Origin of the sequence: Micromonospora sp. WMMD1082 (assembly GCF_029626175.1) — a bacterium.
Classification (GTDB): domain Bacteria; phylum Actinomycetota; class Actinomycetes; order Mycobacteriales; family Micromonosporaceae; genus Micromonospora.
This window is the reverse complement of sequence record NZ_JARUBM010000002.1, coordinates 4,617,590-4,630,617: the sequence shown is the minus strand read 5'-3', so window position 1 is coordinate 4,630,617 and position 13,028 is coordinate 4,617,590. Positions and strand designations below refer to the sequence as shown.

Annotated in this window: 10 protein-coding genes; 5 read left to right on the top strand and 5 right to left on the bottom strand. The window is 74.4% G+C overall.

Features of this window, described 5'->3' with window-relative positions:
* Positions 1 to 158 precede the first annotated feature (158 nt).
* Complete coding sequence (locus O7615_RS21440; protein ID WP_278179579.1) at positions 159 to 845, top strand: DUF4191 domain-containing protein; 687 nt, start codon at positions 159 to 161, stop codon at positions 843 to 845.
* A 38-nt stretch (positions 846 to 883) separates the two neighbouring features.
* Here the strand turns inward: O7615_RS21440 and O7615_RS21435 are convergent, their stop codons facing one another.
* Complete coding sequence (locus tag O7615_RS21435; RefSeq protein WP_278182181.1) at positions 884 to 1,228, bottom strand: RDD family protein; 345 nt, start codon at positions 1,226 to 1,228, stop codon at positions 884 to 886.
* A 344-nt stretch (positions 1,229 to 1,572) separates the two neighbouring features.
* On the opposite strand from O7615_RS21435, the gene glnA reads away from it, so the two are divergent.
* The 3 genes from glnA to O7615_RS21420 all read left to right on the top strand — a co-directional run bounded on the left by glnA (position 1,573) and on the right by O7615_RS21420 (position 4,433).
* On the top strand, positions 1,573 to 2,997 hold the full coding sequence (gene glnA / locus O7615_RS21430) for a type I glutamate--ammonia ligase (RefSeq protein WP_278179578.1): 1,425 nt from the start codon (positions 1,573 to 1,575) through the stop codon (positions 2,995 to 2,997).
* A gap of 99 nt (positions 2,998 to 3,096) precedes the next feature.
* On the top strand, positions 3,097 to 3,456 hold the full coding sequence (locus O7615_RS21425; RefSeq protein WP_278179577.1) for a PadR family transcriptional regulator: 360 nt from the start codon (positions 3,097 to 3,099) through the stop codon (positions 3,454 to 3,456).
* Positions 3,453 to 4,433: a hypothetical protein gene (locus tag O7615_RS21420; RefSeq protein ID WP_278179576.1), complete on the top strand. Its 981-nt coding sequence runs from the start codon at positions 3,453 to 3,455 to the stop codon at positions 4,431 to 4,433. The genes O7615_RS21425 and O7615_RS21420 overlap by 4 nt, the downstream gene beginning before the upstream one ends.
* Before the next feature lie 106 nt (positions 4,434 to 4,539).
* Here O7615_RS21420 and mptB (O7615_RS21415) read toward each other — a convergent pair whose 3' ends face one another.
* Together mptB (O7615_RS21415) and mptB (O7615_RS21410) are read right to left on the bottom strand one after the other, a co-directional pair.
* Positions 4,540 to 6,039 (bottom strand): polyprenol phosphomannose-dependent alpha 1,6 mannosyltransferase MptB, encoded by a 1,500-nt coding sequence (gene mptB / locus O7615_RS21415; RefSeq protein WP_278182180.1) that lies wholly within the window; start codon positions 6,037 to 6,039, stop codon positions 4,540 to 4,542.
* 47 nt (positions 6,040 to 6,086) lie between these two features.
* Positions 6,087 to 7,505, bottom strand: a complete 1,419-nt coding sequence (mptB, locus tag O7615_RS21410; RefSeq protein WP_278179575.1) for a polyprenol phosphomannose-dependent alpha 1,6 mannosyltransferase MptB — start codon at positions 7,503 to 7,505, stop codon at positions 6,087 to 6,089.
* 44 nt (positions 7,506 to 7,549) lie between these two features.
* Between mptB (O7615_RS21410) and O7615_RS21405 the strand changes: the two genes are divergently transcribed.
* Positions 7,550 to 9,184 (top strand): hypothetical protein, encoded by a 1,635-nt coding sequence (locus tag O7615_RS21405; RefSeq protein WP_278179574.1) that lies wholly within the window; start codon positions 7,550 to 7,552, stop codon positions 9,182 to 9,184.
* 26 nt (positions 9,185 to 9,210) lie between these two features.
* On the opposite strand, the gene O7615_RS21400 is transcribed toward O7615_RS21405, so the two are convergent.
* Positions 9,211 to 12,243: a bifunctional [glutamine synthetase] adenylyltransferase/[glutamine synthetase]-adenylyl-L-tyrosine phosphorylase gene (locus O7615_RS21400; protein WP_278179573.1), complete on the bottom strand. Its 3,033-nt coding sequence runs from the start codon at positions 12,241 to 12,243 to the stop codon at positions 9,211 to 9,213.
* The gene (locus O7615_RS21395) at positions 12,243 to 13,010 is read right to left on the bottom strand and encodes a type 1 glutamine amidotransferase (RefSeq protein ID WP_278179572.1); all 768 of its coding nucleotides are present in this window, start codon (positions 13,008 to 13,010) and stop codon (positions 12,243 to 12,245) included. Before O7615_RS21395 ends, O7615_RS21400 begins: the two co-directional genes overlap by 1 nt.
* Between the last annotated feature and the right edge of the window lie 18 nt (positions 13,011 to 13,028).

Below are 13,028 nucleotides of genomic sequence, written 5' to 3'. Positions count from 1 at the left end.
CGAAGGTGGCACCGGGGCATGGGTACGCCGCCTGATCTCTGCCCGCTCGTCCGCCTTACGCCCGCCTTACGTGCGGCCCGTGGCGGTACGCGGGCGCCGTAAGGTACTCAGCCGGCCGCGGATCAACGGCGCGGCGCGCGACCACTAGACTCGACGCCATGGCAAAGCCCCAGGAGAAGGTCTCGTTCGGCCAGCGGCTGAAGCAGATCGGGTTGGTGTTCCGGTTCACCGCCAAGCAGGACAAGTGGTTCGCGCCGCTGGCCACCGGCGCGGTGCTGATCCCGCTCGCGCTGACCGTGGTCGCGGTGGTGTTCTGGGGCTGGCTCTGGCTGCCGCTGGGCATCCTGTTCGCCCTGCTCTGCCTGTTGATCGTGCTCAACCTCCGGTCCAACCGGGCGATGATGAACGCCGCCGAGGGCCAGCCGGGCGCCGCCGCGCAGATCATGGAGAACATGCGTGGCGACTGGCGGGTCTCCCCCGCGGTCAGCTCGACCACCCAGATGGACATGGTGCACCTGGTCATCGGCCGTCCGGGAGTGATCCTGCTGGCGGAGGGCAACCCGCAGCGGGTACGCGGCCTGCTCGGCCAGGAGAAGCGCCGGCTCGCGAAGGTGATCGGCACCGCACCGCTCTACGACTACGTCATCGGGCAGGACGAGGGCGAACTGCCGATCCGCAAGCTGCGGATGACGCTGATGCGGCTGCCCCGCAACCTCAGCGGCAAGGACGTCAACTCCCTGGAGAAGCGCCTCAAGGCGCTCACCGCCCGCCCCCAGATGCCCAAGGGTGCCATCCCCAAGAACCTCCGCCCACCGCGCGGCGCCCGCCAGATGCGTGGCCGCTGACCCTGCCCCGAGGGTGCCGCCGCCTCCCGGTGGGCGGTCTAGGTGCGCGCGCGGGGAGCGGGGGCGACGACCGAGCCGGTGAGGCGGTCGTGCAGGCCGCGGCGGTGCTGGTCCATCAGCAGGGCGGGCACGACCAGGGCCAGCAGCACGCCGCGTAGCAGGGCCCGGACCAGGCCGATCCGGCCGCCGTCGGTCCAGTCGACGCAGCGGATCCGGGTCAGGTACATGCCGGGGGTCTGCGCGAACAGGCCGAGGAAGAAGCCGTACGCCACGATCAGCACGACCACGGGCGCCCAGGCGTCCCGGGTGGGGCTGGCGAACAGGCCCGACGCGAGCAGGCAGAGAATCCAGTCGATGACCAGCGCGCCGAAGCGGCGGCCCAGGTCGGCCGGGGTGAAGTCGGGGTCCGCGGCGGGTGGCGGTGGGCGATGCGGCGGGGTGGTCACAGCGGACAAGACTAGCCAGCCTCGACGGCCGGCCCGGACCAGCACCGCACCCGCGTCGCCGCGCGGCGACGCGCGGCGACGGAACCGGACCAATGGCACCAAGTGTCACTACACTGGCACCGCCGGACCCGGTTCCTCGGGCCCGGGTGCCCACACCAGGCGCCACGGTGACCCACCGCGAGGGACGTAACACGGCAGAAACACTGGAGACATGGCCGGGCAACCGCACGGCCATAGCGTCGCCAGGAGCCTAGCTACCCGTGGACGTGCCAGGAGGACGAGTGTTCGCCAATCCCGAGGAACTCCTGCGTTACCTCAAGAACGAGGACGTGAAGTTCGTCGACGTTCGTTTCTGTGACCTGCCCGGCGTCATGCAGCACTTCAACCTGCCGGTGGAGTCCGTCGACGACGACTTCTTCACCAACGGTCTTGCTTTCGACGGGTCGTCGATCCGCGGCTTCCAGGCGATCCACGAGTCGGACATGCTCCTGCTCCCGGACGTCGCGACCGCCTTCATCGACCCGTTCCGTGCGCAGAAGACCCTCGCGCTGAACTTCTTCATCCACGACCCGTTCACCCGCGAGGCATATTCTCGCGACCCGCGCAACGTGGCGAAGAAGGCCGAGGCCTTCCTGGCCGCCAGCGGCATCGCGGACACCGCATACTTCGGCCCCGAGGCGGAGTTCTACATCTTCGACTCGATCCGCCACGAGACCTCCGCCAACCAGGCCTTCTACTACATCGACTCGATCGAGGGCGCCTGGAACACCGGCCGCGAGGAGGAGGGCGGCAACCGCGGCTACAAGACCGCGTACAAGGGCGGCTACTTCCCGGTGCCGCCGGTCGACCACTACGCCGACCTGCGCGACCAGATCGTCCGCAAGCTGATCGACACCGGCTTCACCGTGGAGCGCTCGCACCACGAGGTCGGCACCGCCGGCCAGGCGGAGATCAACTACAAGTTCTCCACCCTGCTGCACGCCGGTGACCAGCTCCAGCTCTTCAAGTACATCGTGAAGAACACCGCCTGGGCCGCCGGCAAGACCGCGACCTTCATGCCCAAGCCGCTCTTCGGGGACAACGGCTCCGGCATGCACACCCACCAGAGCCTCTGGCTCAACGGTGAGCCGCTGTTCTACGACGAGACGGGCTACGCCGGCCTCTCCGACACCGCCCGCTGGTACATCGGCGGTCTGCTGCACCACGCCCCGTCGCTGCTGGCGTTCACCAACCCGACGGTCAACTCGTACCGCCGCCTCGTCCCGGGCTTCGAGGCGCCGGTCAACCTGGTCTACTCGCAGCGCAACCGGTCCGCCTGCACCCGCATCCCGGTCACCGGCAGCAACCCGAAGGCCAAGCGGGTCGAGTTCCGCGTGCCGGACCCGTCGGCCAACGTCTACCTCGCCTTCTCGGCGATGCTGATGGCCGGCCTGGACGGCATCAAGAACAAGATCGAGCCGCCGGCGCCGATCGACAAGGACCTCTACGACCTCCCGCCGGAGGAGTGGGGCGACGTCAAGCAGGTGCCGGGCTCGCTGCCGGCGGTGCTCGACTCGCTCGAGGCCGACCACGACTACCTGCTCGACGGCGGCGTCTTCACGCCGGACCTAATCTCCACCTGGGTCGACTGGAAGCGGGCCAACGAGGTCGACCCGGTGCGCCTGCGCCCGACCCCGCACGAGTTCGCCATGTACTTCGACTGCTGACCCACCGACGCCACCCGGGCCGGTCCCGCCTTCGCGGCGAGGCCGGCCCGGGGCCGTTTCCGGGCCACCCAATACCTTCGCGTCCGATATATTCGGGGCGTGGACACACCGCTGCGCGAACCCACCTTCCTCATCCTGACCGCGCTCGCCCGCGAGCCGATGCACGGCTACGCGATCATCGGCGAGGTGGCGGTCCTCTCCGACGGGCGGCTCTCGCTGCGCCCCGGCACCCTCTACGGCGCGCTGGACCGGCTCACCGACGCCGGGCTGGTCGACCTCGACCGCGAGGAGACCGTCGACGGGCGGTTGCGGCGCTACTACCGCCTCTCCCCCGCCGGGGACGCCACCCTCGCCGCCGAGACCGAACGGCTGCGACGCAACGTCGAGGCGGCCACCGCCCGGCTCCGCGCCCGTGCCGTGCGCCCGCTCGCACCGCGTACCGCCGGGGGTCCGGCATGACCATGCTGGAGCGCCGCTACCGGCGACTGCTGCGGGCGTACCCGGCGGACTACCGCCGCGACCGCGGCGACGAGATCGTCGGGACGTACCTCGACCTGGCCGTCCCGGGACGGCGGTGGCCCTCCCCGGCGGACGCCGCCGACCTCGTGCGCGGCGGCCTCCGCCAGCGGCTGCGGGCCGCCGGCGCCACCGACCTGCTTCCCGGGGTACGCCTCGCCGGACTGCTCGCCCTGGCCACCGCCACCTTCCTCGCCGGCTTCTGGGCGGTCGTCGAGCAGCAGCCACCACCGGCCGAGTCTGGTGCGCCGACCTTCGGGCTGTTCGTGTCGGCCGGCGTCGTCACCTGGTTCGCCTGGCTGCTCCCTGCGACTCTCGCACTCGTCGCACCGGGGCGGCCCACCCGCGCGGCCATCGCCCTGGCGCTGCTGACGACCGTAGCGGTGCCGGTGACGAGCCTGGTCGCGGGTCTGCCCCGGCCACCGTTGCTGGTGCTGGCACCGCAGGTCGCCCTCGCGGTGCTGGCGCTCGCGGTCGACGGTCACCTGGCGCCGGTGGCCCGGGCCCTGCCGCTCGCGGCCGCCATGGCTGGCGGCGTGACCGCCTACGTGCTGGGGCACAGCCACTACTGGGGCGCGTACCGGGGGACCGCGGAGGAACTGCTGCCGGCGGCCGGTGCGGTGCTGCTGGCCGTGGCCCTGCTACTCGCCGTGGGGCTCGGTATGCGACGCGACGGGCGTGGCTGGTGGGGCGTGGCGGCGCTGCTCACCCCGGTCGGCCTGCTCAGCGTGCACATCCTGGCCGCTGCGGTGGACGGCCTGATCAGCGCCGCGCCGCGCCCGACGTACCCGACCCTGGTCGGCACCGCGCTCGCCGTCGGGCTGCTCGGGCCGGCCGTGCTGCCGGCCGCCGTCGCCCTGCGTCCGCGTACCGGCGACCGCTCCGCCGAGCCCTGCCCCACCTGCGGGGCACGTCGCTGACCCCGCTCGTCGCCGCGCCGGGAGGGCGGTCCCGCCGGACCGTGGCAGTTCAGCTGGTCCCGCCCCGGCGTGTCGGCTGGCTGGACTGCCACAGTCCGGCGGGCGATCAGTGGGGCGGGTCAGTGGGGCGGGTCAGTGGGGCGGGGTGCGGGCGGGTCAGGTGGCGGTGGTGGCGCAGGGCCCAGGGCACCGCGACGATGACCAGCAGGGTCATCGCCACCGCGCCGGGTGCCTTCACCAGCCGGGCCAGGTTGGTGCCGTCCGGCAGGGCGAGGAAGGTCGCCGCCGCGCAGGGCAGCACGAACCAGGTGGTCCGGGTTGCCGTCACCGCGAGCAGCGCCAGCGGCCAGGTCGCGTACCAGGGGTGGAACACCGGAGCGAGAACCACCGTGACCGTCAACGCCACCCCGGCACCCCACAGCGCCAACCTTCGGCCGGCTTCGGGCGGCGCCGAGGTGCGCAGGGCGGACCAGGTCCGCCACCACAGCAACACCAGCAGCGCCGCCAGCAGGACCAGCCCGACGAGGCGCGTCACCGGCACCGCGGCGGGTTCCCGGCCCAGCAGCTCACCGGCGTAGTCGACGACCATCCCGACGGCGGTCGGCGGCGAGGTCCACTGCTCGGTGTCGCCGCTGCGGCCCAACCCGGCGAGCCAGCCGAGCCCGAGACCGGACAGCAGCGAGGGGACCACCAACCCGCCGAGCACCCCGACGGCGAGCGTGCCGCCGTCGCGCAGCAGCGCCGGCAGCGTGTACCGGCCCCGCACGGCGACCAGCGCGGCGAACGGCAGCACCACCACGGCGGTGGCCTTCACCGACACCGCCAGCCCGAGCAGCGCCCCGGCCCCCAGCAGCAACCCGGCCCTCAGCAGCAACCCGGCTGCTGGTCGGCGGACCAGCAGCAACAGCCCGAGCAGGAGCAGGCCGAGCATCACGGCGTCGTTGTGCGCACCGGCCACCAGGTGCACCCCGACCAGCGGGCAGGCCAGCACCAGCCAGACCGCCCGCCGGGGCGGCACCCCGGCCGCCCGGGCCAGGCCGGGCAGGCAGAGCGCCGCCAGCAGCAGCCCCGCCACCGCCAGCACCCGCAGCAGCACCAGCGTGCCGACCAGGCCGCCGCCGAGCACCACGGCCAGCGCGGCGAGCAGCACGAAGAGCGGCCCGTACGGGGCGGGGGTGTCCCGCCAGACGGGCGCGACCGCCGACACCCATGGGCAGCCGGCCGCGGCCACCCCGGTGGCGTACGGGTCACCGCCGTCGGCGTACACCCAGCCCTGGCAGGCGTACGAGTATCCGTCCCGGCTGCCCAGCGGGGCGGTGACCAGCAGCGGCAGCATCCACAGCCCGGCGGTGAGATACGCCCACCGGGTGGACGGGGCGCCATCGCGCAGTGCCCACCACGCGCCCACCATCACGGCGGTACCGGCCAGCCACAGCACCACGGTCAGCGGGCCGTCCGCCGAGTGCCACACGCGGGTGGTGGTGGCGTCGGGCAGCGCGCCGCCGAGGTATCCGGCGACCGCCAGCAGCAGCGCTCCGGCAAGCCCGGCGTACCGGACGACCCGCTCCCGAGTGGACGCGGACCGGATGTCGGACGCGGACCGGATGTCGGACGCGGGCCGGGCGCCGGAGTCGGTCACCGGCGTGTCTCTCCTCAGTCGACGGGAACGACGGGAACCGGGCGGCGGGCCGACCGGGCCGCCCGAGCCGACCGTACCAAGCGAACGGCCACCACGATCACCAACAGCGTCATCAGCGGCGCACCGGCCGTCTTGGTGTATCGGGCCAGTCCGGTGCCGTCGGCCAGCACCAGGAACGACGAGACCACCGTCACCACGCTGAGCCACCAGGTGCGGTGGGCGGTGGCGGCGAGCAGGGCCAGCGGCCAGAACCAGTACCAGGGGTGGAAGAGCGGGGCCAGCGCCACCGTCGCGGTCAACGCCAGCGCGGCGTGCCAGAGCGGATCCCGGGTACGCGCCCGGAACCACAGCCACACCAGCAGCGCCGCCAGCACCAGCATGCCGATCGCCCGGGTCACCGGCAGCGCGTCGACGTGCAGGCCGAAGGGCAGCACCAGGTAGCCGACGGTCTGCCCGACGGCGGTCGGCGGCGAGGTCCAGCCGATCACCTCGTTGCCGTGCGACAGGCCGGTGATCCAGCCGAAGTCGAGCCCGGCGGCGGCGGTCACCCCGAGCAGCGTGGCGACCGCCCCGCCGACCACCGGCGTCCCGTCGCGCAGCAGCGCGCGTACGGAGAACCCGCCGGCGATCGCGGCGAGCGCCGCGAACGGGACCACCACCAGCGCGGTCACCTTGATCCCGGCGGCCATGCCGAGCACCACCCCGCCGGCCAGCAGCGGCCAGCGCCGGCCCGGCTGGCTGACCACCACGGCCAGGCCGGCCACCATCAACCCGACCATCAACGCGTCGTTGTGCACCCCGGAAATCAGGTGCACACCCACCAACGGGCTGGCCAGGGCCAGCCAGAGCGCCCGGCCGACCGGCACACCGCAGCGGCGGGCCAGCACCGGCAGGCAGGCCGCGGTCAGCGCCACGCCGGCCACCGCCATCACCCGGAACAGCGCGATGCTGGCGAACAGCGAACCGGTCGCGGCGACCACCGCGCCGGAGAGCACCACGAACAGCGGACCGTAGGGCGCCGGAGTGTCCCGCCAGATGTGCGACATGGTGTCCAGCCACGGGCACGGCAGGGTGGACACGCCGTACTCGTAGGGGTTGATGCCGGCCGAGAAGCTGGCCCCCTGACAGGCGTAGGCGTACGCGTCCCGGCTGCCCAGCGGCGGTGTGAACAGGAACGGCAGCACCCACAGCCCGGCGGTGACCAGCGCCCACCGGGCCGACGGCACCCGGTCGCGCAGCACCCACCAGGCGGCGGCCATGGCGGCGGTACCGACCAGCCACAGCCCGATGATCAGGGGGCCGTTCGGGCCCAGCCAGATCTTGACCGGGTTGGGTCGCAGGTCTCCGTCGGGCAGGGCGCCGCCGAGGAACGCGGCCACGGCGAGCATGATCGAACCGGCCAGTCCGGTCCAGCGCACGAGGTGATGGGGCACGCTCGACATGCTGCCAGTACCGTGAGCGCGGTACGGAGGTGGGCATGCGGGGCAGTCGGGTGGTGGCGCTGGCCGCCGCGTCCGCCGGGGCGCTCGGTGTGGCGTACCTCACCCTCCCGCCGATGGGTTCGGACCTCGCGGCGCAGGTGGCCCGGGCCGACTTCTTCGCCGCGCACGGCCCGGCCCCGGTCGACCTGCGCTGGTACGGCGGGGTCCAGCAGTTCGGCTACAGCCTGCTCGCCCAGCCGATCATGGCCCTGCTCGGGGTACGCCTCACCGGGGCGCTGGCCCTGGTCGCGGCGGCGACCGCGTTCGCGGCGCTGCTGGTGCGCACCCGGGTGTCCCGGCCGCTGCTCGGCAGCCTGGTCGGGGTGGTCACCATCGCCGGCAACCTGGTCTCCGGTCGGGTGACGTACGGCCTCGGGGTGGCCCTCGGCCTCGCCGCCCTGCTCGCCCTCACCTGGCCCACCGTTCGGCCCACCACCGGCCCGCCCACCACGGGGCAGCCCACCACCGGCCCGCCCGCCACCGTTCGGCCCACCACTGGGGAGCCCGTCACGTGGTTGCCGCTCGGGCTGGCCGGGATCGCCGCGCTGCTGGCCTCGGCGACCAGCCCGGTGGCCGGCCTCTTCGTCGGGCTCGCCGGGGTCGCGCTGCTGCTCTCCGGCCGGCACGCCGGCGGGCTGCTCCTGGCGGTGGCGGCGGCCCTGCCGCTCGGCGCGACCGCGCTGCTGTTCGGCGATGGCGGCTGGATGAACATCAGCCGCACCGACACGGTCCGGGCGACGGTGACCGCGCTGCTGGTGGCGGCGCTGGTGGGCTACCGACCGGTGCGGCTAGGTGCGCTGCTGGCGGCGGGCGGGGTGGTCGCGGCGGCGCTGGTGCATACCCCGGTCGGGCTGAACGCGACCCGCCTGGCGACCATGTTCGCGCTGCCCCTCCTGGCCGCGACCGCCCGGCCACCCGCCTGGGCTCGGCGGCTGCGGGTGGCCGGGCCGGTCGCGCTGGCCGGACTGCTGGCGGCGGTGTGCTTCTGGCAGCCACCGGTCGTCCCCGCCGACCTGCGCAGCATCGGCGACCCGACCAGCGATCCGCGCTTCTTCGCCCCGCTCCGGGCCGAGCTGGACCGGCGCGGGCTCACCGGCCGGCTGGAGGTGCCGCCGACCCGCAACTACTGGGAGGCCGCGCGGCTCGGCGACGTACCGCTGGCCCGGGGCTGGCTGCGGCAGGCGGACATCGACCGCAATCCGCTGTTCTTCAGCACCGTACCCGGGGCGGCCGGCACCGGCGTGCCGCTGACCGCCGCCAGCTACCGGGCCTGGCTCGACGAGAACGCGGTGCAGTACGTCGCGGTGCCCGACGCGCCGTTCTCCTGGGTCGGCCGGGCCGAGGCCGAGCTGGTCACCGGCGGCCTGCCGTACCTCACCGAGGTCTGGTCGGAGCACCGGTGGCGGCTGTACGCGGTGACCGACCCGACTCCGCTGGTCAGCGCCCCCGGCGAGCTGCTCCACGCCGACGGCGCCTCGATCACCTTCCGCACCGCAGGTGCCGCCACGGTGCCGGTGCGGGTGCGGCACAGCCGCTGGCTGGCCGCGTCCGGCGGTGCCACCGTCTCCGCCGACGGGGACTGGACAACGGTCACGGTCCCCCGCGCCGGCACGTACACCCTGGGTAGCTGATCCCTGCGGCGTTAAGGGGCCCTTCCTTACATCATCTCCAGGACGCGTTCGGTGGCGGTGCGGGAGCGGCGGCCGGTGCGCAGGTACTCGTCGAGGAACTCGCCCGGGTCGTCGCGGCCGAGCAGCCGGACCACGCCCGCCAGTTCCACGCCGTGCCGGGGCAGCTGGTCACCGGCGCGACCACGGACCAGCATCAGCGCGTTGCGGACCTGCGCCGCGAGCGTCCAGCCGGCCGCCATCGCCTCGGCGTCCGCCGGGTCGACCAGGCCGGCGTCACGGGCGGCGGCGAGGGCGTCGACGGTACGCGTGCCGCGCAGCTGCGGGTGCTGCCCGGCGTGCCGCAACTGGAGCAGCTGCACCGCCCACTCGACGTCGGCCAGGCCGCCGCGCCCCAGCTTGGTGTGGGTCGCCGGGTCGGCGCCCCGGGGCAGCCGCTCGGTCTCCACCCGCACCTTGATGCGGCGGATCTCGATGATCTGCTCCCGGGTCAGCCCCTGGGGTGGGTACCGGACCGGGTCGACCATCTGCTCGAACCGGGTGCCCAGGTCGGCGTCGCCGCAGACGCAGCGGGCGCGCAGCAGCGCCTGTGCCTCCCACACCCGCGACCAGCGGGCGTAGTACTGCTGGTACGCGGCGAGGCTGCGGACCAGCGGCCCCTGCCGGCCCTCGGGGCGCAGGTCGGCGTCGACGCCCAGCGGCGGATCCGGCGCGGGCATGCCCAGCAACCGGCGCAGCTCCTCGGCGATGGCCTGCGCGGCCGCGCTGGCGGCGCTCTCGCTGACCCCCTCCGGCGGTTCGTAGACGAAGAGCACGTCGGCGTCGGAGAGGTAGTTCGACTCGTACCCGCCGAGCCGACCCACCCCGATCACCGCGAACGTGAGTCCGGGCATGGCCGGCTGGGCGGCGCGGGCGGTCCGCAGCGTGGCGGCGAGGGTCGCGTCGGTGACGTCGGAGAGCGCGGTGCCGACCGCGGTGATGTCGCCGAGGGTCGACCGGCCGCTGTCGGGACGGGTGGGTGCCAGCGACCCGGCGCGGCTGAGCACGTCGGCGCAGGCGAGGCGGAGCAGCTCCCGGCGGCGCAGCGCACGCACGGCGCGGGTGGCCTCGACCGGGTCGGTGTGCCGGGCCGCGGCGGCGGCGAAGCCGTCGCAGAGCACCTCGCGCGGCCGGGGGCTCAGCTCGCTCTCCTCGGCCAGCAGCCGCAGCGCCTCCGGCTCCCGGGTCAGCAGGTCGGCGACGTACCGGGAGGAGGAGAGCACCCGGGCCAGCCGGCGGGCCACCGGCCCGGAGTCGCGCAGCAGGCGCAGATACCACGGGGTGCTGCCGAGGGAGTCGGAGACCTGGCGGTAGTTGAGCAGCCCCCGGTCGGGCTCGGGGGCGTCGGCGAACTCGCTGAGCAGGACCGGCAGCAGGGTGCGCTGGATGGCGGCGGTGCGGCTCACCCCGCCGGTGAGGGCCTGTAGGTGACGCAGCGCCCCGGCAGGGTCGGCGAAGCCGAGGATCTCCAGGCGGTTGCGGGCCGCCTCCGGGGTCAGCCGCAGGCCGTCGGCCGGCACCCGGGCCACCGACTCCAGCAGCGGCCGGTAGAGCAGTTTCGCGTGCAGCCGGCGTACCTCGGTGGCGTGGGTGACCCACTCGGCGCGGAACTCCTCGACAGCGCTGCGCCCGGGGGTGGCGGTGTAGCCGAGCGCGGCGGCGAGCCAGCGCAGCGCGCCCGGCTCGGTCGGCACGGTGTGGGTACGCCGCAGACCCTGTAGTTGCAGGCGGTGCTCGATGCCGCGCAGGAAGCGGTACCCGCGCAGCAGGGCCTCCCCGTCGGCCCGGCCGACATAGCCACCGGTGACCAGCGCCCGCAGGGCGGGGATGGTGCCGGCGGCGCGCAACGCCTCGTCGCCCCGGCCGTGCACCAGTTGCAGCAGCTGCACCGCGAACTCGATGTCGCGCAGCCCGCCCGGGCCCCGCTTGATCTCGCGTTCCAGCTCCTTCGGCGGGATGTGGTCGATGATCTTCCGCCGCATCGCCCGGACGTCCTCGACCGCCTCCGGACGCTCGGCCGCCTGCCACAGCAGCGGCGCCAGCGCGTCGATCCACTCCTGGCCGAGCGCCAGGTCACCGGCGGCCGGGCGGGCCTTGAGCAGCGCCTGGAACTCCCAGGTGCGCGCCCACCGCCGGTAGTACGCCAGGTGGCTGGCGAGGGTGCGCACCAGCGGCCCCCGGTTGCCCTCGGGGCGCAGCGCGGCGTCGACCGGCCAGGCGACCAGCCCACAGATGTGGATCAGCCGGGTGGCGACCGTGGTCGCCGCGCTCAGGTCGTCGTCCTCGGCGGCCACGAAGATCACATCGACGTCGGAGACGTAGTTCAGCTCGCCGCCGCCGCACTTGCCCATCGCCACCACGGCCAGCCGCGGCTCCCGGGTGCCCTCGGGCAGCTCGGCCAGGGCGATCGCGTACGCGGCGGCGAGCGTGGCGTCGGCCAGCGCCGACAGCGCGGCCATCGTCTGATCCAGGCAGCGCCCGCCGGTCAGGTCGGCCGCCGCGATCCGCAACAGCGCCAGCCGGTACGCCCGACGCAGCGCCGCGACCGGGTTGCCGCCGCCGGTCAGCTCCAACCGACCGTCGGCGGTCGGGGCGAGCCCGTCCGGTTCGGTGCGCAGCACCGGCCACTGGTCGGGGTTGGCCACGAGATGATCGCCCAGCGCCGAGGAGGCGCCCAGCACGGCGATCAGCCGGCGGCGCAGCCCCGGATCCTCGCGCAGGGCGGCGAGCACCGCCGAGCCCTCGGCCAACGACGCGCCGCCGCCGTTCACCCCGTGCACCGCGCGGCGTTCGGCCTCGACCAGCCGGTGCAGCTGGCGCAGGGCCAGATCCGGGTCGGCGGCCCGGGACAGCGCGGTGAGCAGCTCCCGGGCCCGCTCGCCGGTGGGTTCCTGCGTCTGCGGTCGCCACAGGTCGAGCCCGTCCGGCCCGAGCAGGTCGGCGGCCCGGGCGCCCGCGTCCTCGTCGGCGATGCCGAAGCCGAAGCGGGCGAGCCGGCCCGTGGCGCTGGTCGGCCGGCCCATCAGTGCCCGAGCAGGGGCAGGCTGCGACGCGAGCCGGTGTCGTCCAGCTCGCCGAGGGCCAGCGCGGCGAACCGGGCGGCGAACGGCTGCCAGACCTCCTCGACGTCGACCATCACCGCGTCGCAAGCGGAGATCACCAGCTGCGGGTCATAGCCCAGCTCGGCCAGGAGCGCCGAGTCGGTGGCCCAGTCGGCGATCATCGCGGTGTCGCACTCGATGTGGAACTGCAGCCCCCAGGCCCGGTCGCCGAGGCGGAACGCCTGGTGCGGGTAGCGGGTGGAGGCGGCCAGCAGGGTGGCGCCGACGGGCAGCTCGGTGATCTCGTCGGCGTGCCACTGGAGCACGTCGGGGATCAATGGGACGTACCGGAAGAGCAGGTCCGTCTCGGCGGCGTCGCGCCGGCCGACCACGGCCGGGCCGACCTCCGGCCCGGACGGGCTGCGCTCGACGGTGCCGGCATGGGCGGTGGCGAGCAGCTGCGCGCCCAGACAGACGCCCAGGGTCGGCACCCGGTGCCGGACGGCCTTGCGGAGCAGCCCCTCCACGGCGGGGAACCAGGGCGCCCCCGGCGCGCCGTCGGCCCGGGGGTAGGCGTGCTGGTCGCCGCCGAGCACCACCAGGGCGGCGTGCCCGTCGAGGTCGGCGGGGAGCGCGTCGCCCACGTGCGGCCGGACCACCGACAGCTCCAGCCCGGCCTCGGTCAGCCACTCCCCGAGCCGGCGCGGGTCGTCGGTCGGGTCGTTCTCGATCACCAACGCGGTTGCCACGCCGTCGAGGCTATCCGG